This window comes from Burkholderia sp. Bp9016 (assembly GCF_003857765.1).
In the GTDB taxonomy this organism is placed as follows: domain Bacteria; phylum Pseudomonadota; class Gammaproteobacteria; order Burkholderiales; family Burkholderiaceae; genus Burkholderia.
Genome location: NZ_QTPY01000021.1, coordinates 88390 through 111914, shown reverse-complemented (window position 1 = coordinate 111914; position 23525 = coordinate 88390). Strand labels below are relative to the sequence as shown.

The following is a 23525-nucleotide window of genomic DNA, read 5'->3' as shown; positions in this document are numbered from 1 at the left end:
TCAGGCTCCGATCTTGTGGCGGGTGCGCGCGAGCAGGATTACCGGCACGAGCCCGGCCAGCACGATCGCGAGCGCGGCGACCGCTCCTTCCTCATAGGTGCCGCGCGCGGCTTCCGCATAAAGCCAGGTCGCGAGCGTGTCGAAATTCAGCGGGCGCAGCAGCAGCGTCGCCGGCAACTCCTTCATCGCGTCGACGAAGACGAGCAGTGCGCTCGTCGTGAGCGCGGGCCGCAGCAGCGGCAGGTGTACGCGGCGCAGCGTGCCGCCGGCCGTCTCGCCAAGCGAGCGCGCGGCCTGTTCGAGCGACGGCGGAATCCGTGCGAGGCCGGCCTCGATGCTGCCGGTCGAGATCGCGAGAAAACGCACGGCGTAGGCGATCACCAGTGCGGCCGCGGATCCCATCAGCAGCAGCCCGTCGCGGCCGAGCGTCGCACCGAGCAGCCGGTCGGCCGCCGCGAACGGGATCAGCAGGCCGATCGCGAGCACGGTGCCCGGCACCGCATAGCCGAGGCTCGCGATCCGCGCGCATGCGCGGGCCGGACCCGCACGCGCGCTGTCGCGCTGCGCGCGCGCCGCCCATGCGACGACGAGCCCGCACACGAGCGTCGCGACGGTCGCGGCGGCGGCGATCGTCAGCGTGTTCGCGAGCCCGATCAGCAGTTGCGCGGATACGCCGCCGACGAGATGCAGCCGCTTGCCGGTCTCGGCAGCGAGATACGCGGCCGGCGCGCCAAAGCCGAGCAGCACGGGCAGCCAGCAGAGCGCGGCGGCGCTCCATGCGGCCGCGCCCGTCAGCCGGCGCTGCGCGATCGGGCGCATGCGCCGGCCGTGCGCGTAGCGCTGGCGGCGGCGTCCGTAACGTTCGAGCGCGATCATGCCGACGACGATCGCAAGCATCGCGAGTGCGATCTGTGCAGCGCTGGCGAGATCGGAGCGCGTGATCCACGTCGTGTAGACCGATACGGTCAGCGTCTGCACGCCGAGGAATTCCGACGCGCCGATGTCGTTCAGCGTTTCGAGCAGCGCGAGGCTCACGCCGACGGCGATCGCGGGGCGCGCGAGCGGCAGGACGACGTGCCAGAACGTCGCGATGCGTCCCGCGCCGAGCGTGCGCGCCGCTTCGAGCAGGCTCGCGGACTGCGTGACGAACATCGCGCGCGTGCTCAGGTACACATACGGATACAGCACGAAGCCGAGCACGAAGATCGCGCCGGGCAGAGAGCGCAGGTCGGGCAGGCGGAACTGGCGCGGGCTGTCGAAGCCGAGCAGCGCGCGCAGCGCGCTTTGCACGGGGCCGATCGGATGCAGCAGGTCGAGATACGCGAACGCGACGATATAGGTCGGCACCGCGAGCGGCAGCAGCAGCGCCCACGTCAGCGTTCGGCGGCCGGGAAAGTCGTACGCGGTGACGAGCCACGCGCAGCCGGTGCCGATCACCGTGACGATCGCGCCGACGCCCGCGAGCAGCAGCAGCGTATTGGCGAGCGCCTGCGGCAGCACGAATTCGGCGAGATGCCGCCAGTGCGCGAGATCGGCGCCGAATGCGGCGGCGACCAGCACCGCGAGCGGCGCAGCGACCGCCGCGGCGATCGCGGCGGCCGCGATCAGCGCAAGGCTGCCCGCGCGCGGGCGTAACGGCTGGCGGCGCGCGCGGACGATCGATGCATCAATTGTCAAAGCCGACCTTGTCGACGAGCTGGCTGGCCGCCTTGCGATGCTTCGCGATGTCCGTCAGCGGCAGCGGGTCGACCTTCAGCGTGCCGAAGCTCGCGATCACCGGATCGAGCTTCACGTTCGCGCGCACCGGGTATTCGTAGTTCGCCTGCGCATACAGCGCCTGCGCTTGCGGCGACACCAGGTATTCGAGCAGCTTCACTGCGTTGGCCTTGTGCGGCGCGTGCTTCGCGACCGTCGCGCCGCTGATGTTCACGTGCGTGCCGCCGCTCTTCGCGTTCGCGAACGTCGGCCGCACGACCTTGATCGCGTCGCCCCACTTGCGTGCGTCGGTGCCGGGCTCGGCATGCTTCATGTGGCCGACGTAGTAAGCATTCGCGAGACCGACGTCGCAGATGCCGCCGAGGATGTCGCGCGCGACGTCGCGATCGCCGCCCGTCGCCTTGCGTGCGAGGTTCGCCTTCACGCCGCGCAGCCACTTCTCGGTCGCGGCTTCACCGTCGTGCGCGATCATCGCGGCGACGAGTGCGGTGTTGTACGGATGCTGTCCCGAGCGGATGCAGACCTTGCCCTTCCATTTCGGATGGGCGAGATCCTCGTAGCGGAACGCGTCGACCTTCAGGTCCTTTTCGACATACAGCACGCGATCGCGCAGCGACAGCGCATACCAGTCGCCTTGCGCGCCGCGCAGATTCGCCGGAATCGCGTCGTCGAGCACCTTCGAGCGCACCGGCTGCGCAAGCCCGCCGTCGACGAGATCGAGCAGGTTGCCGATGTCGACCGTCATCAGCACGTCGGCGGGCGACTGCGCGCCTTCGGCCTTCACCCGTTCGAGCAGGCCGTCCTTCACGAACACCGTATTGACCTTGACGCCGCTCTGCTGCGTGAACGCATCGATCAGCGGCTGGATCAGCTTCGGTTCGCGCGTGGTGTAAAGGTTGACTTCCTCGGCTGCGTGGGCCAGCGGCGCGAATGCGGCGGCAAAGGCGAGGGCGCCGGCGAGCGGCAGCAGGCGGGTGCGCGGATTCGACATGGAGACTCCGGTGAGGCAGGTTGGCGAAGGAGCGTTCCGGGGTGTGCCTGCCATCCGGGCAACCCGAAACATTACAAAACGAAAGATTCTGGATTCTAGATCGGAATGGGAATGATTATCAAATGAAAGGTTTCGGCGGACAGCGGGGAAAGGCGGGGGACGGAACGCAAACGTGGCGTCGCAGCACGTGCGCAAGCGCGTAGAATGCCCGCTTCGACAAAATTGACGGAGTCGCCTCGACCATGAACGATCAGCGCAAGAAGAACCCTGTCCGCAACGTGAGCATTCTGATCGTCGTGGCCGTGCTGCTCGTGATCGGGACGATCCTGTACAACGCCGTGTCGCAGAAACGCGCATACGACGAGGCCCATCCGGCCGAGGCTGCGAGCGCGAGCGCCGCGTCGCACTGAACGAGCGGGCGCTGCCCCGGACCCTGGCGGTCGGGTGCAGCGGCCGGGGCAGCAACAGCGACGAGCGGAACGGGCGGCTGACGACGCACGATGCGTTGCGCCGCGCCGGAAGAAAAAAACGGGCGCCGAAGCCGGCGCCCGCGCGGGGGAGATCAGTCGTGCGTCAACGTGACGCAGCGGCAAACTTAGGGCGGATCCGTGCGTAGAACACGACCGCGAGCAGCGCGAGCCATGCCGCGCCGACGTAGAGCGCGACGCGCGTGTCGTCGAACCAGCCGAGCATCACGATCACGAAGCCCATGAACGCGATCGTCAGCGCCGGCGCGACCGGCCACAGCGGCACCTTGAACTTCAGCGCCGCGACTTCCGCGCTCGACAGGCGTCGGCGCATCGCGACCTGCGATAGCAGGATCATCAGCCACACCCAAACGGTAGCGAACGTCGCGATCGCCGCGACCACCAGGAACACGTCCTTCGGCATCAGGTAGTTGAGCACCACGCCGACGAACAGCGCGCCCGCCATCACGAGCACCGTGACCCATGGCACGCCGTGTCGCGACGTCGTCATCAGCACGCGCGGCGCCTGGCCCTGCCGCGCCATCCCGAACATCATCCGGCCCGCGCCGAAGATGTCGCTGTTGATCGCCGAGATCGCCGCACTGATCACCACGAGGTTGAGGATCGTCGCGGCCGACTTCACGCCGAGCGCCGAGAAGATCTGCACGAACGGGCTGCCGTCGTTACCGACGCCCGTCCACGGGCTGATCGACATCAGCACGACCATCGTCAGCACATAGAACAGCAGGATGCGCGCCGGTACCGCGTTGATCGCGCGCGGAATCACGCGCTCCGGATCCTTCGCCTCGCCGGCGCTCATCCCGATCACCTCGATGCCGCCGTACGCGAAGATCACGACCGACAGCGACGCGATCAGGCCGCCGACGCCGTTCGGGAAGAAGCCGCCATGATTCCACAGGTTCGCGAAGGTCGGCACTTCGGCCGAATGGCCGAAGTGCATGCCGGTCAGCAGGATCGCGACGCCGCCGCCGATCATCGCGACGATCGCGCCGACCTTGATGATCGACAGCCAGAACTCGAGCTCGCCGAACACCTTCACGTGGCACAGGTTCAGCCCGCAGATGACCGCGACGACGCCGAGCACCCAGATCCATTGCGGGACGTCCGGAAACCAGAAGCCCATGTAGATGCCGAATGCGGTGATGTCGGCGATCGCGACGATTACCATTTCGAGCGTGTAGGTCCAGCCTGTGACGAAACCGGCGAACGGGCCCAGGTTTTCGGTCGCGTAGTGGCCGAACGAGCCGGCGACGGGCTCGCGCACAGCCATCTCGCCGAGCGCGCGCATCACCATGTAGACGGCCGCGCCGCCCAGGATGTAGGCCAGGATCACCGCGGGGCCCGCAAGCTGGATCGCCGACGCCGAACCGTAAAACAGACCGGTGCCGATCGCCGAGCCCAGCGCGAGAAAGCGGATGTGCCGCGCGCTCAGGTGGCGCTGCAAGTTCTTCATCGAGTCTCCGATATCGTTGTGCTACGGACCGGGCGAGTGGCCCGGTCCGGTTGGCTCAAGTTGTCTATACAACTTGAAATGTGAACGAATGATAACAAGCCGGGCAGATGGCCGGAATCGGGTATTCCCTGACTGGCGCAACCGGCGGAATCGGGGCTGACGCGGGCGCGACCGGCAGGCCGCCGCGCGAAGCGGATGGGTCATGCGTGCGCGCCGGCGGCCGCCCCGCTGCGCGCGAGGCTAGCGCTGGCGGAACGACGTCATGCGGGCAAGCGGATGACGCTCGCGTCCTTGCGGATCAGTAGCGACGACGCAAGCATCTGCTTGCACTGGTGCGCGAGCACCTTGAGGTCGTGCGTGAGCTCGGCGCCGACCGCATCGGATTTTTCCGCGGATACGACCATCGCGTCGAGCTCGCGCGTGATCTGCTTCGTTGCGTCGAACTGGTCGGGCGGCGGCGGCTCGCCGGCTTCCGCCTTTTCGAGGTTGTCTAGCACGGCGGACAGGCCGCGGTGCAGTGCGTCGTCGTGGACGAAGTTGCTGTCGGCCGCGCACGCGCTGCGGATCAGCGGTGCTGCGGCCGTGATCTGCGCGCCGAGCACGTGCGTCTGCACGAGCAGGTCGTTCAGCTCGGGCACGAAGCGCTGGTGCGCCTTCGGCTCGATCATCATCCGCTGGAACGCCTGGCCGAGGTTCGCGAACGCGATGTTCACGTCCTTGCGCGCGAGGCGGTACCGGTAGTCGGCGTCGAGGCTCGCGGCCGGCGTTTCGATCGCCGCGGCGACGCCCGGCACGACGGCCGCGCCGTCGGCGGCCGGCACGGGCGGCGGCGACGCACCGCGCCCGGCGCGCCACACGGCCTCGAAATACTTGCGGGTCGACGTGAGCATGTCGGTGACGAGCTTGCCCATCAGCCGATATTCCCAGTACGGGAACAGCCGGCTTGCGGCTATCGCGATCATGCAGCCGACCACGGTGTCGATCGCGCGCTCGCCGATGATGCGCATGCTGCCCGGCGCGAGCAGATGGAACATCAGCAGCACGTACGACGACGTGAACACGACGCTCGCCGTGTAGTTGAACAGCAGCAGGCTGTAGCTCATCACCATCGACCCGAACATGATCGCGATCAGCAGGTGCGGCTCCTTCACCGTATAGATCAGCGCGATGCTCGCCGCGCAGCCGATCAGCGTGCCGATGATCCGCTGCGCGTTACGCTGCTTGGTCAGCGAGTAGCCCGGTTTCAGGATGATGATGCTCGTCATCACGATCCAGTACGCGTTCGTGAGCGGGAGCAGCCTGCCGAGCCAGAAACCGACGGCCACCGCGATCGTCACGCGCAGCGCGTGGCGGAAGCTCGGCGAGCGCATGTTCAGGTTCGAGAAGATCAGCAGCGGCGACATCCGGCGACGCTGCAGGAAGCGCGTGAGCGCCTTGTCGATCTTCAGTTCGGTCTGCTGCGGGTCGGCGTGGCCGGACAGGTTGCGCCGCATCCGGTCGATCAGGCGCGTCGCGCTCCAGATGCGCCGGAACGTCGCGAGCACTGCCGCATACGCTTCCGGATTGCTGGCCGCGAAGTTCTTCTTGCGCATCAGCTCGATCTCGTACTCGATCGCGCGCAGCTCGGCCTTCACGCTGATCCGCGAATGCGGCGCGCGGTTCTCGAGCACCGCGAGGCCGATCTCCTCGAGATCGGCGGCCGCCTTGCGGATCAGGTCGCGGTAGAAAATGATCAGGTCCGAGCCGCCGAACGTGTTGCGCACGAGCGGGTAGTCGGTATGCGCGCCGACGAACAGCTCGTGCAGGTCGACGCTGTTGATGAACAGGTTGTACATCGTCGTGCGGCCGGGGTCGAGCTTGCCGCGGCGCAGTTTCGGCAGGTTGCGCAGCACGATGTCGCGCGCGGTTTCCTGCGTTTCGACCGCCGAGATCTGCTTGGCGACGAGATTGCGGTAGCACTCGTCGAGATCGGCCTCGAGATCGTAGAACTGCGCGCGCGCGAGCAGGTAGTCGGCGCACGCGAACAGGCTTTCGGCGAGCGCCTGCTGCTCGATCCGGCGCGCCTGCCATTGGGACACGAGAGTTGCCCAGTACGTGTACCAGAGGCCGCCCGCGAGGATCCAGCCGGCGTTGACGAACGCCTGCAGCGGCGTGAACTTCTCCTCGAGCGTCATCACCATCATGAACAGCGTCGCGAAGCTGATCTGCGGCCAGCGGTTGCCGTATACGACGATCAGCGACAGCACGAACGTGAGCGGCACGATCGTCAGCCACAGCGCGAAGATGTTCGGTGTCGCGAGGCCGGTCGCGAGCGCGGCCAGGAAGCCGATCACGCTGCACGCGAGCATTTCGTTCTGCTTGTACTTGAGCGGGCCGGGCATGTCGACGACGCACGCGCCGAGCGCGCCGGTCGAGATCGTGAAGCCGAGATCCCGGTTGTGAAACACGATCAGGCACAGTACCGCCGGTAGCGACACGCCGACCGCGATCCGCAGGCCGCCGAAAAAATACTGGCTATAGAAAAACTTTCTGATTTCGACCGAATAGCGCATCGATGGGCTGAATGGCAGACGAAGACGCCGGGGCGGCGTATTGACTGGCGACGAGTCTATCGTATTTCGCGGTCCGCAAAACCTGGCCTTTCGGGCGAGGTTCGCCGCGACGGCCCTTTTGCTATCCTTGGTGCTCCTGTTCGCCCGGCCCGGTCGGCGCGACGCACCGATACCGCTTCATGCTCCATCTCTTCTATTCGAACCGTCATGAAACGCTGGCCGACGCGCTGCTCGACGATCTGGCCGCGTTCCCGGCCCGCAACGGCCCGTGGGCGCCGCAGCAGGTCATCGTGCCGAGCGCGGCGCTGCGCCGCCGTCTCGAGCTCGACATCGCCGCGCGTCACGGCGTATGCGCAAATGTCGAGTTCACGTATCTCGCGCAATGGCTGTGGGCGCAGATCGGCCGCGTGCTGACGGTGCCCGCGCGCTCGCCGTTCGCGCCGGACCGTCTCGTGTGGCGCTGCTACCGGCTGTTCGCGCAGGCCGAGGGCGGTACGCCGTGGCTTGCGTCGCCGCGGCTGGCCGCATATCTGTCGGCGTCCGACGACGCGATGCGCTACGAACTCGCGCATCGCGTCGCGGCCGTGCTCGATCATTACCTGACCTATCGGCCCGAATGGCTGGCCGCATGGCAGGCCGGCGAGTCGGTGCTCGCGGGCGATGGCGCACCGCGCGGAATCAGCGACGCCGCGCGCGACGACGAGCAGTGGCAGGCCGCGTTGTGGCGCGTGCTGCTCGCCGAGCTGAGCGACAGCGGCACGCCGCCCGCGCATCGCTTTCTCGTCGAGGCGCGCAACCTCGATCCCGAAACCGTCGCGCGCGCCGACTGGCCTGAATCGGTCAGCGTGTTCGCGCTGCCGACCATGCCGCCGCTGCACGTCGCGCTGCTGCGCGAGCTGTCGCGCTGGATCGACGTGCGCGTCTATGCGCTCAACCCGTGCCGCGAATTCTGGTTCGATATCGTCACCGCCGCGCATGCCGAGGCGCTCGATGCGGCCGGGCGGCGCGACTATCAGGAAGTCGGCCACCCGCTGCTTGCGGAGTGGGGCCGGCAGACGCAGGCGCAACTGCACATGCTGCACGAGCTGACCGAAAGCGCGGCGTCAGGCGATGCATCGCGTTTCGTCGGGAATCCCGCGCCGACCTGGCTCGCGCGCGTGCAGAACGCGATCCTCGACCTGCAGCCGGAGGACGAGCTCGGCGACGCGCCGGCCGAACGCGGCATCGAGGTGCACGTGTGCCACAGCCTCGCGCGTCAGCTCGAGGTGCTGCATGACCGGCTGCTCGCGTGGTTCGATGCCGACGCGACGCTGCAGCCGTCCGATGTGCTGGTCGCGGTCGCCGATCTCGCGGCGGCCGGGCCGCTGATCGATGCCGTGTTCGGCACGGCGGGCACCGGCGGCGCGCGCGTGCCCTACCGGATCACCGGACTGCCGCCGTCGCAGGCGAACCCGGTCGCGCGCGTGCTGCTCGAATGGCTCGCGCTGCCGGAGCGGCAGGTCGGTGCGCCGGAGCTGGTCGAATGGCTGCGCGTCGACGCGGTGGCCGCCCGCTACGGGATCGACGCGGCCGCGCTCGAGACGGTGCAGACCTGGCTTGCGGCCGCCGGCGCGCGGCGCGGGCTGTCGCCGACGATGAGCGACGACGCGGCGGTGCCCGCGCCGCGCCACACGTTCTCCGATGCGCTCGCGCGGCTCTTCCTTGGTTATGCGATGCCCGAAGGTGCCGCTCCGGTCGGCGCGTGGCTGCCGATCGAAGCGGCCACCGGCAGCGAGGCCGAACTGCTCGGCCGGCTCGCGCGCTTCACCGACGATCTCGACGGCTTCGCGCGGCGGCTCGCCGACGCGCATACGCCGCGCGCCTGGAGCGAACTGTTCGCCGACACGCTCGCGCGCTTCTTCGACTCCGGCGCCGCGTATGCCGACGCGCTCGCGGGCGTGCGCGACGCGCTCGACGCGATGCTGGCCGCAATGACCGAAGGCGCTCCCGACGAGGCATTGCCTGCAGCGGTGGTGCGCGCGGGGCTGGCTGCCGCGCTCGACGATCCGGCGCGCGGCGGGGTGCCGTGGGGCGGCGTCACGTTCTCGTCGCTGACGAGCCTGCGCGGGCTGCCGTATCGCGCCGTCTGCCTGCTCGGGATGGACGACGGCGTGCTGCCGAGCCTCGCGCGTGCGGACGAATTCGACCTGATGGCCGTGCTGCCGAAGCTCGGCGACCGGCAGCGCCGCGACGACGAGCGCAACCTGTTCCTCGACCTGCTGCTCGCGGCGCGCGACCGGCTGCTGATCGCCTACACGGGGCGCAGCATTCGCGACAACGCGCCGTTGCCGCCCGCGGCGCTCGTCGACGAATTGCTCGACCATCTCGCGCTCGTCACGGCCGGCCCCGACGCTGCACCGGACGCGGTCGACGCCGCGCGGCGCGCGTTCGTCGTCGAGCATCCGTTGCAACCGTTCGCGGCCACGTATTTCCAGCCCGACAGCGAACTGGCTTCGTACGACGCCGAGCGCGCGACGCTTGCGTCGCTGCTGGCGGCCGAAGCGTCGCGCGATGCGACGCGCGAGCAGCCGTTCTTCGCGCAGCCGCTGCCGGCCGAGCCGGCCGAACCCGTCGCGTTCAGCGAATTCGAACGCTTCTGGCGGCATCCGGCGCGTGCGTTGCTGCGTGCACGGCTCGGCATCGTGCTGTCCGATGCACAGGCGGAACTACTCGACACGGAGCCGTTCGCGCTCGATTTTGCCGGCAGCGACGCGCTCGCCGAACGCGTGCTGCCGCTCCTGATCGAATCGGGCGACGGTGGCGTGCACGACCATGCGCTGCGTATTGCGGACGCCAGCCCGGAACTGCCGGGCGGCGCGACGGGCGCCGTCTGGCGCGACCAGGCGCTCGGCTCGATGACGCAGCTCGCGTCGAAAGTGCGGCACGCGCTCGCCGACGGGATGGAACGGCGGCCGTTCTCGCTCGAAGTCGTGCCCGCATGGCCGGACACCGAGCAGGCGCTGTTCGGCCCCGATGACGCGATGCTGGCCGGCGATGCGGTGAGTGCGCCGCTCGAGCTGCACGGCACGCTGAACCGGCTGACGCCGGCAGGGCAGATCATCTATCGCTATGCCCGGCCAAGCGCGCGCGACTATCTGTCCGCGTGGCTCGCGCACCTCGTCTACTGCGCGGTGGTGCCCGACGGCCCGCGCCGCACGCTGTGGTTCGGTAGCGGCGGCGCGTTCGAACTCACGCCGGTCGCGGCGCCGCTCGAACGGCTCGCGCCGCTTGCCGCGCTGTTTCGCGCGGGGCGGCGCATGCCGCTGCGGTTCTTTCCGCGCAGCGCATGGGCGCGGGTCTCCGACGGCGAGGCCAAGGCCGCGAGCGTGTGGATCAACGAGCGTGTCGCGAGCGAAGCCGACGACCCGGCCATCGCGATCGCGTGGCGTGGCGCGCATCCGTCGCTCGACGAGCCGTTCGGCACACTCGCGCGGCTCGTGTTCGAGCCGATGCTCGAACATCTGAAGGAGGTCGCATGAGCGCCGCAGCCCGGCCGCAGGCGGCGCTCGAACTCGACGTGTTCGTGTGCCCGCTCGACGGCGTCAACCAGATCGAGGCGTCTGCCGGCACCGGCAAGACGTGGAACATCTGCGCGCTATACGTGCGCCTGCTGCTCGAAAAGGATCTCGGCGCGGACCAGATCCTCGTCGTGACCTTCACGAAGGCGGCGACGGCCGAACTGCACGAGCGGATTCGCGGGCGGCTCGCGCAGCTCGCGCATGCGCTCGATACGGGCGACGACGGCGGCGATCCGTTCGTCGCGCGCCTGCTCGAGACGACGCTCGGCGAGGCCGGCGCGCTCGATCCCGAGACGGCCGCGAAGCGGATCCGGCGCGCGCTGCGCGCGTTCGATCAGGCGGCGATCCATACGATCCACGCGTTCTGCCAGCGTGCATTGCAGGAAGCGCCGTTCGCGGCCGCGATGCCGTTCGCGTTCGACATGCAGGCCGACGACGCGGCGCTGCGCTTCGAGCTCGCAGCGGACTTCTGGCGCACGCGGGTCGAGCCGATGGCCGCACGCTGGCCCGGTTTCGCGACGTGGCTCGTCGATTCGGGCGCAGGGCCGGCCGCGCTCGATGCGCAGCTTGCCCGCCGGCTGAAGAAGCCGCTCGCCGCGCTGCGCTGGGACGGTGTGGGCGAGCCGGACGAATCGGCGGAAGCCGCCGCCGCCGCGTGCTTCGAGGAGGCCGCACGGATGTGGGCCGACGAGCGCGACGCGATCGACGCATTGTTGCGCACCGCGCAGCCCGTGCTCAACCAGCGCTCGCACAAGCCCGACGCATTCGTCGATGCGCTCGGCGCGTGGTCCGCGCATTTCGCGCAGGGCGATGCGACGGCCGCGCTGCCGAAGGCCGCGCTCAAGCTCACGCGCACCGCGCTCGTGAAAGCGACGAAAAAGGGCGGCGCGACACCTGAGCACCCGTTCTTCGACGTCGCCGACGCGCTCGAAGCGGCGGTGGCCGCGGCCGAGGCCACGCAGCATGCGCGCTGGCTCGCGCTGATCGCCGACTGGCTCGACATGGCACCGGCCGAACTGGCCGAGCGCAAGCGTACGCGTCGCGTCGTGTCGTTCGACGACCTGCTCGCGAACCTGTATCGCGCACTGAACACGCATCCGTGGCTCGCCGAGACGCTGCGCGAACGCTATCCGGCTGCGCTGATCGACGAATTCCAGGACACCGACCCGCTGCAGTTCGCGATCTTCGACCGGATTTTCGCGCCGCGCGGGCCGCTCTTTCTCGTCGGCGATCCGAAGCAGGCGATCTACAGCTTCCGCGCAGCGGATCTGCATACTTATCTGGCCGCGCGCGCCAGTGCGAGCGCGTGCTATACGCTCGCGGTCAACCAGCGCTCGACGCCGGCGATCGTCGATGCGTGCAACCGCTTCTTCATGTCGAATCCACGCGCGTTCGTGCTCGACGGGCTTGACTATTACGCGGTGCGGGCCGGCACGCGTGTGCGAGCGCCGTTCGTCGACGGCACCGACCCGGGCCCGGCCGGCGATTTCCGGGTCTGGACGCTGCCGGGCGGCGACGGCACGCTGCTCAAGCGCGACGCGCAGGCGCAGGCCGCTCAGGCCTGCGCAGCCGAGATCGCGCGGCTGATGCGCGGCGCGCGCGAGGGGGACGCGCGGCTCGGCGACACGCCGCTGTCGCCGGGCGACATCGCGGTGCTCGTGCAGACGCACCGCCAAGGCAGTCTCGTGAAGCGCGTGCTTGCCACGTGGGGCATCGGCAGCGTCGAGCTCGCACAGGCGTCGGTGTTTTCGACCGGCGATGCCGAGCAGCTCGAACGCGTGCTCGCGGCAATCGATGCGCCGGGCGATCTGCGGCGCTTGCGCGCGGCGCTCGCGGCCGACTGGTTCGGTCTCGATGCGGGTGCGCTGTGGCGCATGGAGCAGGGCGACGGCGACGCGTCACATGAAGCATCCGACAGCGCCGATGCGATGAGCTGGGTCGAGCGCTTTTCGCGCTATCGGCTGCTGTGGCGGGAACGCGGCTTCGCGGTGATGTGGCGCACGTTCACGCGCGAACTGCGCATCGCCGAGCGGCTGATGTCCGGTGCGAACGGCGAGCGCCGCGTGACCGATATCAATCACCTGGCCGAACTGACGCAGGCCCGCGCGTCCGCGCAGCCGGGCATCGCGCCGACGTTGCGCTGGCTTGCCGCGCAACGGCTCGACGGCGGCGGAGAGGAGGCGCAGTTGCGTCTTGAATCCGACCGCAACCTCGTGCAGATCGTGACCGTGCACAAGTCGAAGGGTCTCGAATACGCGGTCGTGTTCTGCCCGTTCCTGAACGATGGCGGCCTGCGCGAACCGCCTGCATCGGGGCTGCCCGACGCGCGCGAGTATCACGACGATGCGGGCGACGCGGTGCTGCATTACGGGTGCGACGACGAAGCCGCCGCGCATGCGGCGCGCCAGGCGTTGCGCGAGCAGGCGGCGGAACGCGCGCGGCTCGTCTACGTGGCGCTCACGCGCGCGGTCTATCGATGCTATCTCGTCGCCGGGCCGTATCTGTCGTCGCGGTCGACGCGCGAGGCGCGGCGCAGCGTGCTCAACTGGCTCGTCGCGGGCGCCGGTCAGTCGTTCGACGCGTGGCTCGACGAGCCGCCCGACGAAGCGGCGCTTGACGCTGCATGGCGGGCACTGGCGGGCGGCCCCGTGAGCGTCGCGCCGTTGCCGGTGCCCGCGCGTCGCGAACGCCTCGCGGCCGGGCACGATGCGTCGCAGACGCTCGCGGCCCGTCATTCGACGCGCGTGCTGCGCGATGCGTGGCGGATGGCGAGCTTCAGTTCGCTGACCGCGTCGATGGCGCGCGAGGAGGCCGGTGTCGCGATCGTGCCGGACGACGAGCTGCGGCCCGATCACGATGCGCTTGCCGCGGTCGTACCGGACGGCGAATTCGCCATGGCCGACCCGGTCACGGCCGAGCCGCCGGACGATGACATCCTTGTGTTTCCGCGTGGCGCGGCCGCCGGCGAATGCCTGCACCGCCTGTTCGAACTGAGCCGTTTCAAGGAGCCCGACTCGTGGCACCGGGCCGCGCTCGGCGCGCTGCACGACCGGCCGGTCGAGGCCGAACCCGAACTCGGGGTGCGGCTGCCGGCGATGATGGCGCGGCTCGTTGGCGACGTCGTCAGCACGGAGCTCGTGCCGGGCATGCGGCTTGCGGATCTCGATCCGGCGAAGCGGCTCGACGAAATGGGGTTCCTGTTCCCGGCGCCGTCGCTCGAGCTGGGCGCGCTGCGCCGGCTGCTGGTTGCGCACGGCTATCCGGACGTTGCGCTGGAGGCGGGCATGCTCGCCGGTTTCATCAAGGGTTTCATCGACATGATCGTCGAACACGACGGCCGGTTCTGGATCGTCGACTGGAAGTCGAACCATCTCGGCAATACGCCCGATGCCTACGGCCCGCGCGCGCTCGACGTCGCGATGGCCGATCACGCGTATCACCTGCAGGCGCTGCTCTACACGGTCGCGCTGCATCGCTATCTGCGCGGGCGGCTGCCCGATTACGACTACGACACGCATATCGCGGGCTACCTGTACCTGTTCGTGCGCGGCGTGCGGCCCGGCTGGCGCAGCGGCGGCGAGCCGGCCGGCGTGCATGCGCGGCGGCCCGCGCGCGAACTCGTCGACGCGCTCGACCGGATGATGGAAGGGGGCCGCGCATGAACGTCTCCGACGATACGCTCGAATTCACCGGCGGCCTCGTTGCGCGGCTGCCCGAGCCGGCCGATTTCGGCATCGCACTCGCGGAAGGATTCGCGCGCCGCATCGGCGACCTGTCGCGCCGCGCGGGCGCGCCGGCCGCGGCCGCGCGCTGGGCCGCGCGTGCCGCATTCGCGACGAGCCGCGCGACGGCGGGCGGCCACGTGTGCGTGTCGCTCGGCGCGCTCGCGCAGCGCTACGAGGAACCGCTCGACGACGTGCGCGCAGCGCTTGCCGCGAGCGGCGTGGTGGCATTCGGCACGCTTGCTCGCGGCGACGAGCGGCCGCTGATCGTCGACCGGCACGATCATTTGTATCTGTCGCGCTATTTCGACTACGAGCGGCGGCTCGCCGATGCGCTCGTCGCGCAGGCCGGCGAAGCCGCGCTGGACGACGCGTTGTCGCCCGAGCGGCTGCGCGACAGCCTCGCGCGCTACTTCGGGCCGGCGACGGGCGAAGTGGACTGGCAGCGTGTCGCGGCGATCGTCGCGCTGACGGGGCGCGTGACGATCGTCAGCGGCGGCCCCGGCACCGGCAAGACGACGACCGTCGTCGGCGTGCTGGCGTGCCTGCTCGACGCGCATCCGGGGTTGCGCATTGCGCTGGCGGCCCCCACCGGCAAGGCCGCGCAGCGGATGCAGGAAGCGCTGCACGCGCGGGCAGGCGACCTGCCGCCGGAACTCGCCGCGCGCCTGCCCGACACGTCGTACACGCTGCATCGCCTGCTGGGCGGCGGCGGGGCGGCGGGCTTCCGCCACCATCGCGACAATCCGTTGCCGTACGACCTGATCGTGGTCGACGAGGCGTCGATGATCGACGTCGCGCTCGCCGCGCATCTGCTCGACGCGCTCGCGCCGGGCGCGCGGCTGGTGTTGCTCGGCGACAAGGACCAATTGGCCGCGGTCGAGGCCGGTGCGGTGTTCGCCGAACTGAGCGCGCGGCCGACGTTTACTGCCGCGGCGTGCACGCGCATCGCGCAGGCGCTCGGCATCGACGAAGCCGCATTCGTCGCGGCGTTGCCGGTGCCGGACGACGGGCCTGCCGAAACGGGAGCGGCCGCGCGCACGGTTGCGGCCGCAAGCGCGGCGCCGGTCCAGGCGTCCGTACGGGCGTCGTTTACGGCCACGCGCAAGCCGGCGTCGCGACCGAAACCGGATACGCGTCAGGCATCGCTCTTCGACGACGAACCGCAGGACGAGGCGGTTCCGTTGTCCGACACGGCACAGCCGGCCGCTTCACCGCAGCCTGCAGACGCCGCGTCGAGCGACGCCAGCACCGCGACCGATGCCCGCGCGTCCGGAGCAGGTCCCGCTTGGATCGAGGCCGACGAACTCGCATGGCTCGACGCGATCGAACTCGCACCGTTCGATGCGAACGATGCCGCGGATGCGGCGTGGGCGTCGGCCGTCGCAACGCGAGCCGATGAAACCGCGGCAGCGCATCCCGCGCCCGCGCCGCTCGCGGATTGTGTCGTGTGGCTCGAACGCAATTACCGATTCGGTCTCGATTCGCCGATCGGCCGGCTGTCGCTGGCGATTCGCCGCGGCGACGTGCAGGCCGCGCTCGACGCGTTGCCGACGGACGATACGGCCGCCGCGTCGTTCCACGACGATGCGGGCGATACGCTGGCACCGTCGACGGTCGAACGGCTCGCGCGCCGGTTCGGTGCGTACCTTGATGCGTTGCGCGTCGCGCTCGCGGCGCCGGTGCCCGATCCGCTGCCGCTGTTCGATGCGCTCAACCGGTTCCGGATCCTGTGCGCGACGCGCACCGGTTCGCGCGGCGCCGAGCACGTCAATGCGCTCGTGGCCGCGCATGTGCGTCACGCGGCGCGCGTGCCGCTTGCGGTCGGTGCCCACTGGTTCACCGGGCGACCGATCATGGTGACGCGCAACGACTATGCGCTCGGATTGTTCAACGGCGACATCGGCATCGCGTTGCCGGACGCGCATGGCGTGCTGCGCGTGTGGTTCCGCCGCGCGGACGGCACCGCGCGCGCGGTGTCGCCCGCGGCGCTGCCGCCGCACGAAACGGCATTCGCGCTCACCGTCCACAAATCGCAGGGTTCGGAATTCGACGAGGCCGCGCTCGTGCTGCCGGCCTCGTTCGGCCGCGTGCTCACGCGCGAACTCGTCTATACGGCCGTCACGCGCGCCCGTACGCGCGTGCAGGTGATCGGTCCGCAGCGCGTGCTGGCACAGGCGGTCGCGACCCGCACGCAACGCGATTCGGGGCTCGCGGCGCGCGTCGACGAGGCGCTCGCGCGTCGTCGCCAGGAGACGTCGCGATGATGATCCGCTATACGCTCGATCCGGCCGAAGTCGAATGGACGGCCGTGCGTGCGCAGGGTGCCGGCGGGCAGAACGTCAACAAGGTGTCGAGCGCGATTCACCTGCGGTTCGACATCCGTGCGTCGTCGTTGCCGCCCGTCATCAAGGAGCGGCTGCTCGCGCTGTCCGACCAGCGCATCACGCGCGACGGCATCGTCGTGATCAAGTCGCAGGAATACCGTACCCAGGAGAAAAACCGCGACGCGGCGCTCGCGCGGCTCGATGCGCTGATCGGCAGCGTCGCATTCACGCCGCGGGCACGGGTCGCGACGCGGCCGACGCGCGCATCGAAGGAGCGGCGGCTCGAACACAAGTCGCGCCGCAGCGCGGTGAAATCGGGAAGAGGGAAGGTCGTCGACTGACGAAAGTGCGGTAGGCGCGGCACGCAGCGGAGAACTGCCGTGCCCCGTTACCGCATCACGGTTCCCGCGCTGTCGAGTACGAAATCGACGCAGAACACGACCAGGCGGCTCTGCACACGAATCGCAACCGCCGCCGTGTAGCAGTCGCGGCCTTCCGTCAGCGAGAAGTGCGGACCCATCAGCGCGACGCGCCCCGGCGCGGCGATCGCGCGCTGGAAGTACGGCCGTCGCGACCAGTTGCTGTGGGTTTCGGGAAACAGCGGCGAAAGGCGGGTGGCGCCCGCGTGGCCGTCCTCGGGGCGCGCACCGATCGACGGCAGGAACTGCTCGCCGATCTCGTCCGTGACGAACACGCGTCGCGCGGCTGGCACGGCAAATACACGCTGCGCGGCATCGTTCAGGTTGCCGCTCGCCGCGAACGCGGCCGCGCCGGCAAGCACGAGCCGCTCGATCGCGTCGAAGCCGGGTTGTTCGGCGATGACCGGCGTATGCCGGTGAGCGATGAAGCGCTGCCACGCGGCGTCGAGCATCGCGGGCGCCGCGGCGCTCGCATGCGCGATCGATGCATCGGGCTGGCCGAACTGGAAGCCCTGGACGAAATCGATGTCGGCCTCCATCAGCGCCTGCAGTGCGTCGTCGCTTTCGACACCCTCGGCGAGCACCATCGCGCCGGCCTGATGGAGCATCGACACGAGGTGACGCATGATGCGGCGATCGTCGGCCGACCACGTCGCGCGCTCGACGAGCGAACGATCCAGCTTGACGATATCGGGTCGCGCGCGCCACACACGGTCGAAATTCGAGAATCCGGTGCCGAAATCGTCGATCGCGATCAGGAAGTCGCGATGCTGGATCATGTCGATCGTGCGCGCGAGTGCGGCTTCGTCGCGTGCCGGCTGTTCGACGACTTCCAGCACGATGCGGTTCGGCGGCAGCGCGAAATGCCGGCACAGCGCCTCGACGAATTCGCGTTGCACGAGGCCCGAATCGAGCACGCGCGGCGTCACGTTCAGGAACAGCCAGCCGTCGCCGATGCCTTGCGAGACGAAATTGGCTGTATGCAGGCAGCGGGCGAGCCGGTCGAGCAGCAGCGCGTCGGCTTCGGCGCGTGTCCTGTCGAACAGCGCGATCGGCGAGAGCAGCGTGCCGTCCGTGTCCACGACGCGCAGCAGCGCTTCGTAACCGACCACGCGCTTGTGCGTGATCGACAGCACCGGTTGAAACACGCTGCGCAGCGTCGTGTTGCGATAGGTGGCGAACCAGCCGCTCGGGGTTGGCTTGAGGCGTTCGAGCAGGGAATCGAGCGAGAGGTCGCGAGGGGGCTTCATGTCAACGGTGCCCGGCGAACGGGGGGGCGGTATCGTGCCGCCACGCTGAAGCAGTCGCACGCGCAGGTGGACGCGAAAGAACGTGGCGCATCGTAACCGCCTTCTGCGGATGAGTATTCCGAGTGTAACGGGAACGGGGCGACTCGCGTATCAGGGTAACTCCAGACGCAAACGCTAAACAGGCGCCGGGCCGGCGCCATTGCGCGAGAACGACGGAATCTAACGAAGAGGGTGCCGAAACGCCGGCCGGGCGGTCGCGAGCGGCCATCGACCGACAGCGCGGTCGCGGGAAACCCGACGAGCAACAGCGCGGCCGCCCTCGCGCGGCTCAGGCCGCTTTGCCGCCGCGCGTGCGCAGGCCGGGAATTCGCTTGATCACGCCGGTCGCGAGCGCGGTGCCGACCAGCACGATCGCGCAGCCTTCGATCATCACGACCGACACGCGCTCGCCGAGGAACAGTGCGCCCCACAGCAGGCCGAACACGGGAATCACGAACGTGACGGTAATCGCGCGGGACGGCCCGATATGCGAGATCAGGAAGAAGTAGATGAAATACGCGATACCCGTACATGCGATGCCGAGCGCGAGCACGGCGCCCCATGCGTGCGCGCTGACCGTCGCGGCCGGCCAGGTCGCGATCGCGAACGGCAGCAGCAGCACGGTCGAGCCGATCATGCTGCCGGTCGCGTTGACGAGCGGGTCGACGCCGGTGAGCTTGCGCTTCGTGTAGTTGGCCGCGATCCCGTACAGCAGCGTCGCGCCGAGCGCCGCGGCGGCCGCGAGCGCGGTTGTACTGGCGCCGGTACTGCCGTGCGCGTTCGCGATCTGGTTCCACACGAGCGTGAGCACGCCGGCAAAGCCGATCACGAGGCCGAGCGTGCGCGGCAGCGACAGCGTGTCCTTCAGCCATACATATGCGACGAGCGCGCCCCACAGCGGGGCCGTCGCGTTGATCACCGACGTCACGCCGGCCGACAGCGTCAACTCGGCATAGGCGAACAGGCAGAACGGCGCACCCGAGTTCAGTACGCCGACGACGAACAATGGCACCGCGTGCTGGCGCAGCCGGGCGGCGAGTTCGGCCGGCTTGAAGCGGGTCAGCGCGAGGCCGATCAGGAACAGCGCGCCGATGCCCACCCGCAGAGCCATCAGTGGGGCGACGCCGAATTCAGCGACGCCGATCCGGATGAACAGGAACGACGCGCCCCACAGGGCGGCGAGGATGGTGAGCAGAAAGGCGTTCTTGGGCGACATCGATCGTGAAGGGCGAGGGGACGGGATGCGATGGATCTTACACCGCGTTACCGCACCGTCGTTTCACGATTGGATGAAACGGCAAGAAACCGGAGATGCTCGCCGCGGGCCGTGCAGGCAAGCCGGACGCGCTCAGTGATGGCGCCACCCGCCGTGTCCGCCGAAACCGAAGTTCAGCGACATCGACGGGCCCCAATAGCCGCCCCATGCCGGCGCATAGGCGGGCGCCGGATAGTAGTACGCGGGGCCGGGATCGACATACACGGGCGCCGGCTGGACGGGCGCCGCCGCGTAATAGCCGGGCGGATAGTAGCCATACGGGTAGTAGCAGCCGGCGAGTGTCGCGCACGCGAGTGCTGCGGCGACGAAGGTCCTGGTCATGATATCTCTCCGGCGGCGCCGGCAATCGGCAGATGCTTAAGCTTAGGCCGCGCGGCGATGACACGGGGCGCAAAACGGTAACGGATCATTTCCGTAGGCGCCGGCGGCCGCCGCACGGCAATCCGGGCGCCACATGCAAAAAACGGCGCTTCCGCACCGCGGAAACGCCGTCTGCCGGAACAGCGCCGCGTGTCGCGCGGCGAGGGGCGGGATACCGGGGCCGTTACTTGCCGACCTGGTTGCCGATGATGCCGCCGGCCGCCGCGCCGCCCAGCGTCGACAGCGCACTGCCGCCGATCGCCGCGCCGGCCACGCCGCCGACGCCCGCGCCGATAGCCGTATCGCGCTGACGCCGTGACATCGAATCGCAGGCCGACAGGCTGGCCACCGTCGCGACGAGCAGCGCGCATACCCCAAAACGCCGAATCGTATTCATGATCGTTGTCCTTGTGGTAGTGAACGGAGGGCGCGCGACCGGCTGGCGGCCGCGCATGAACCCAATCTACCCGTCGTTCCCCGACGGCGCTGTAAGGACTTGTTAAGGCTCCGGCGGTTTCGTAATCATTTGTTTCGTTTGGGGCGGCAGGCACGCGGCATGCGTTGCCGGGACGCAAAAAAGCCCGCTCGAAAGCGGGCTTCGCGCGGTGCGATGCGGTCCGTGCGGACCGCCGCGAACGCTTATTGACGGTGATAGATCTCGGAGCCGGTCTTCACGAACTCGACCGCCTTGACTTCCATCCCCTTCTTCAGCGCTTCGGTTTCCGACACGCCTTGCTGCGCTGCGAACTCGCGCACGTCCTGCGTGATCTTCATCGAGCAGAAGTGCGGGCCGCACATCGAGCAGAAGTGGGCGACCTTCGCCGAATCCTTCGGCAGCGTCTCGTCGTGGAATTCGCGTGCCTTGTCCGGGTCCAGACCGATGTTGAACTGGTCTTCCCAGCGGAACTCGAAGCGCGCCTTCGACAGTGCGTTGTCGCGCACTTGCGCGCCCGGGTGGCCCTTGGCGAGGTCGGCGGCGTGCGCGGCGAGCTTGTACGTGATGATCCCTTCCTTCACGTCGTCCTTGTTCGGCAGCCCGAGGTGTTCCTTCGGCGTCACGTAGCAGAGCATCGCGGTGCCGAACCAGCCGATCATCGCGGCGCCGATGCCCGACGTGATGTGGTCGTAGCCTGGTGCGATGTCGGTGGTCAGCGGCCCGAGCGTGTAGAACGGCGCTTCCTTGCACCAGTCGAGCTGGAGATCCATGTTCTCCTTGATCAGTTGCATCGGCACGTGGCCGGGGCCTTCGATCATCACCTGCACGTCGTGCTTCCACGCGATCTGCGTGAGTTCGCCGAGCGTCTTCAGCTCGCCGAGCTGCGCTTCGTCGTTCGCGTCGTAGATCGAGCCGGGGCGCAGGCCGTCGCCGAGCGAGAAGCTCACGTCGTACGCCTTCATGATCTCGCAGATCTCTTCGAAGTGTTCGTACAGGAAGCTTTCCTTGTGATGCGCGAGGCACCACTTTGCCATGATCGAGCCGCCGCGCGACACGATGCCCGTCATCCGGTTCGCGGTGAGCGGTACGTACTGCAGGCGCACGCCAGCGTGGATCGTGAAGTAGTCGACGCCTTGCTCGGCCTGCTCGATCAGCGTGTCGCGGAAGATTTCCCAGGTGAGATCCTCGGCCTTGCCGTTGACCTTTTCCAGCGCCTGGTAGATCGGCACCGTGCCGATCGGCACCGGGCTGTTGCGGATGATCCACTCGCGCGTTTCATGGATGTGCTTGCCGGTCGACAGATCCATCACCGTGTCGCCGCCCCAGCGGATCGCCCACGTCATCTTGTCGACTTCCTCGCCGATCGACGACGTGACGGCCGAGTTGCCGATGTTCGCGTTGATCTTCACGAGGAAGTTGCGGCCGATGATCATCGGCTCGGATTCCGGGTGGTTGATGTTCGCGGGGATGATCGCGCGGCCGCGTGCGATTTCGTCGCGCACGAATTCCGGCGTGATCTCGGCCAGTGCGTTCGCGCCGAAGGCCGCGGCGCCGAACGCCTGGCCCGGATGCTGGCGGCCCATCATCGCGGCAAGCTTCTCGCCGTTCGGGCCGCTCGCCTTCAGGCTCTCGATGTACTCGGCGCGGCGCTGGTTCTCGCGGATCGCGATGTATTCCATTTCCGGCGTGATGATGCCCTGGCGCGCATAGTGCATCTGCGTGACGTTCTTGCCGGGCTGGGCGCGGCGCGGGTTGCGGTGCAGGCCCGGGAAACGCAGGTCGGCGGTGGCCGGGTCGGCCGCGCGCTCGAGGCCGTACCGGCTCGACAGGCCGGAGAGCACTTCGGTGTCGCCGCGTGCTTCGATCCAGCCCTGGCGCAGCGCGGGCAGGCCCGCGCGGATGTCGATCTTCGCGTCCGGATCGGTGTAGGGGCCCGACGTGTCGTACACGTAGATCGGCGGATTCTTTTCGCCGCCGAAGCCGGTCGGTGTGTCGGCCTGCGTGATTTCGCGCATCGGCACGCGGATGTCGGGCTGCGAGCCGGTGACATAAACCTTGCGCGAGTTGGGCAGCGGCGCGACGGCAGCCGCGTCGACGTGGGCGTCGGCAGACAGAAACTTCGGATTGGCGTTCATGCAATCTCCTGTGTGAGCGCCGGACAGGCGCTTCGGCGCTTGCCCGGAGCCCTTGACGAATGTGGGGCTCGAGCTAAGCAGGAGACGAGGTTTGGTGAGGCGGCGGATTTCGTCAGAAGGATGGCGGCGAAATCCGTACGCTTCCCTGCGCTGGCATTATCCAGATCAGGTTCAAAGGGTATTTCTCACCCGCAATGCCGGTTGTTTGACCGAGCGCATTGCAGGACCCCCGCGTTAGCAAGGGCACACGATACACCGGCTTGGCGGCGGTTTCAACCGGCAGTGGATCGGTCGCCTCGTGCGGCTGCAGCATGGCGGGTGGTGCGATGTCCCGTCGAAGGGGCAGCGTGCGTGGCCGCACGGTTCCATGGCTCGACCGGCAGCGGCGAAGCGGTGCAACATGGCGCGCCTTCGCGCGGCCTCAAAAATATTTCGCAGCGGCTGTCATTTCCCGCGACGTCGTCCGTCTATTCTGCTCCTTAAACCCATGTTCAATGGAGAGATGTCATGAAAAAGGTACTGATCGCCGCCTGTGTCGCTGCTTTCGCCACGCTTGCAACGGGCGCATATGCGCAGAACGACGCGATGTCGCAAAACGGTTCGTCGATGTCGAAGGACGCGATGGGCCACGACGCGATGGCGAAGGATGCAATGGGTCACGATGCGATGAAGAAGCACGGCATGAAGAAGCACGACGCGATGAAGAAGGACGCGATGGGCAAGTCGTCGGGCGACAAGATGGCGCCGTCGAACTGACGAAGCCAGGCAGCGGCGCGGCCGGCGCGTGTGCTGGACGACGGCCGC

At 68.7% G+C, this 23525-nt stretch carries 15 protein-coding genes and 1 riboswitch; of the genes, 6 read left to right on the top strand and 9 right to left on the bottom strand.

The features are described 5' to 3' along the window. Both DIE13_RS24315 and DIE13_RS24310 read right to left on the bottom strand, forming a co-directional pair. Entirely contained in the window at nucleotides 1-1677 is a 1677-nt protein-coding gene (locus tag DIE13_RS24315; protein ID WP_124829653.1) for an iron ABC transporter permease, read from the bottom strand. Continuing rightward, entirely contained in the window at nucleotides 1667-2707 is a 1041-nt protein-coding gene (locus DIE13_RS24310) for a Fe(3+) ABC transporter substrate-binding protein (protein WP_124829652.1), read from the bottom strand. The genes DIE13_RS24315 and DIE13_RS24310 overlap by 11 nt, the downstream gene beginning before the upstream one ends. A gap of 242 nt (nucleotides 2708-2949) precedes the next feature. Here DIE13_RS24310 and DIE13_RS24305 point away from each other — a divergent pair, with 242 nt between their 5' ends. Next, nucleotides 2950-3117, top strand: coding sequence for a hypothetical protein (locus DIE13_RS24305; RefSeq protein ID WP_096509015.1), 168 nt, complete (start codon nucleotides 2950-2952; stop codon nucleotides 3115-3117). A gap of 163 nt (nucleotides 3118-3280) precedes the next feature. Here DIE13_RS24305 and DIE13_RS24300 read toward each other — a convergent pair whose 3' ends face one another. Next, entirely contained in the window at nucleotides 3281-4648 is a 1368-nt protein-coding gene (locus DIE13_RS24300; RefSeq protein ID WP_124829651.1) for an amino acid permease, read from the bottom strand. Nucleotides 4649-4908: 260 nt separating this feature from the next. After that, nucleotides 4909-7200, bottom strand: coding sequence for an FUSC family membrane protein (locus DIE13_RS24295; RefSeq protein WP_124829650.1), 2292 nt, complete (start codon nucleotides 7198-7200; stop codon nucleotides 4909-4911). 179 nt (nucleotides 7201-7379) lie between these two features. On the opposite strand from DIE13_RS24295, the gene recC reads away from it, so the two are divergent. The 4 genes from recC to arfB are packed head-to-tail and all read left to right on the top strand — an operon-like array spanning nucleotide 7380 to nucleotide 17147. Next, on the top strand, nucleotides 7380-10718 hold the full coding sequence (gene recC, locus DIE13_RS24290) for an exodeoxyribonuclease V subunit gamma (protein WP_124829649.1): 3339 nt from the start codon (nucleotides 7380-7382) through the stop codon (nucleotides 10716-10718). Beyond that, the gene (gene recB / locus DIE13_RS24285; protein ID WP_124829648.1) at nucleotides 10715-14419 is read left to right on the top strand and encodes an exodeoxyribonuclease V subunit beta; all 3705 of its coding nucleotides are present in this window, start codon (nucleotides 10715-10717) and stop codon (nucleotides 14417-14419) included. The genes recC and recB overlap by 4 nt, the downstream gene beginning before the upstream one ends. Next, nucleotides 14416-16746, top strand: a complete 2331-nt coding sequence (locus tag DIE13_RS24280; RefSeq protein WP_124829647.1) for an AAA family ATPase — start codon at nucleotides 14416-14418, stop codon at nucleotides 16744-16746. Before recB ends, DIE13_RS24280 begins: the two co-directional genes overlap by 4 nt. Next, nucleotides 16743-17147: an alternative ribosome rescue aminoacyl-tRNA hydrolase ArfB gene (gene arfB / locus DIE13_RS24275; protein WP_124829646.1), complete on the top strand. Its 405-nt coding sequence runs from the start codon at nucleotides 16743-16745 to the stop codon at nucleotides 17145-17147. Before DIE13_RS24280 ends, arfB begins: the two co-directional genes overlap by 4 nt. Before the next feature lie 47 nt (nucleotides 17148-17194). Here the strand turns inward: arfB and DIE13_RS24270 are convergent, their stop codons facing one another. The 5 genes from DIE13_RS24270 to thiC form a co-directional block, all read right to left on the bottom strand. After that, on the bottom strand, nucleotides 17195-18475 hold the full coding sequence (locus DIE13_RS24270; protein WP_124829645.1) for an EAL domain-containing protein: 1281 nt from the start codon (nucleotides 18473-18475) through the stop codon (nucleotides 17195-17197). 328 nt (nucleotides 18476-18803) lie between these two features. Further along, nucleotides 18804-19730 (bottom strand): DMT family transporter, encoded by a 927-nt coding sequence (locus DIE13_RS24260; RefSeq protein WP_124829643.1) that lies wholly within the window; start codon nucleotides 19728-19730, stop codon nucleotides 18804-18806. A 132-nt stretch (nucleotides 19731-19862) separates the two neighbouring features. After that, nucleotides 19863-20111, bottom strand: a complete 249-nt coding sequence (locus DIE13_RS24255; protein ID WP_124829642.1) for a hypothetical protein — start codon at nucleotides 20109-20111, stop codon at nucleotides 19863-19865. Nucleotides 20112-20334: 223 nt separating this feature from the next. Continuing rightward, nucleotides 20335-20547 (bottom strand): glycine zipper 2TM domain-containing protein, encoded by a 213-nt coding sequence (locus DIE13_RS24250; protein WP_096502922.1) that lies wholly within the window; start codon nucleotides 20545-20547, stop codon nucleotides 20335-20337. Nucleotides 20548-20789: 242 nt separating this feature from the next. Further along, entirely contained in the window at nucleotides 20790-22721 is a 1932-nt protein-coding gene (gene thiC, locus DIE13_RS24245; protein WP_124829641.1) for a phosphomethylpyrimidine synthase ThiC, read from the bottom strand. A 124-nt stretch (nucleotides 22722-22845) separates the two neighbouring features. Then, nucleotides 22846-22962, bottom strand: a riboswitch (TPP riboswitch). A 266-nt stretch (nucleotides 22963-23228) separates the two neighbouring features. Between thiC and DIE13_RS24240 the strand changes: the two genes are divergently transcribed. After that, the gene (locus DIE13_RS24240) at nucleotides 23229-23477 is read left to right on the top strand and encodes a pentapeptide MXKDX repeat protein (RefSeq protein WP_124829640.1); all 249 of its coding nucleotides are present in this window, start codon (nucleotides 23229-23231) and stop codon (nucleotides 23475-23477) included. The last annotated feature ends 48 nt before the right edge of the window (nucleotides 23478-23525 follow it).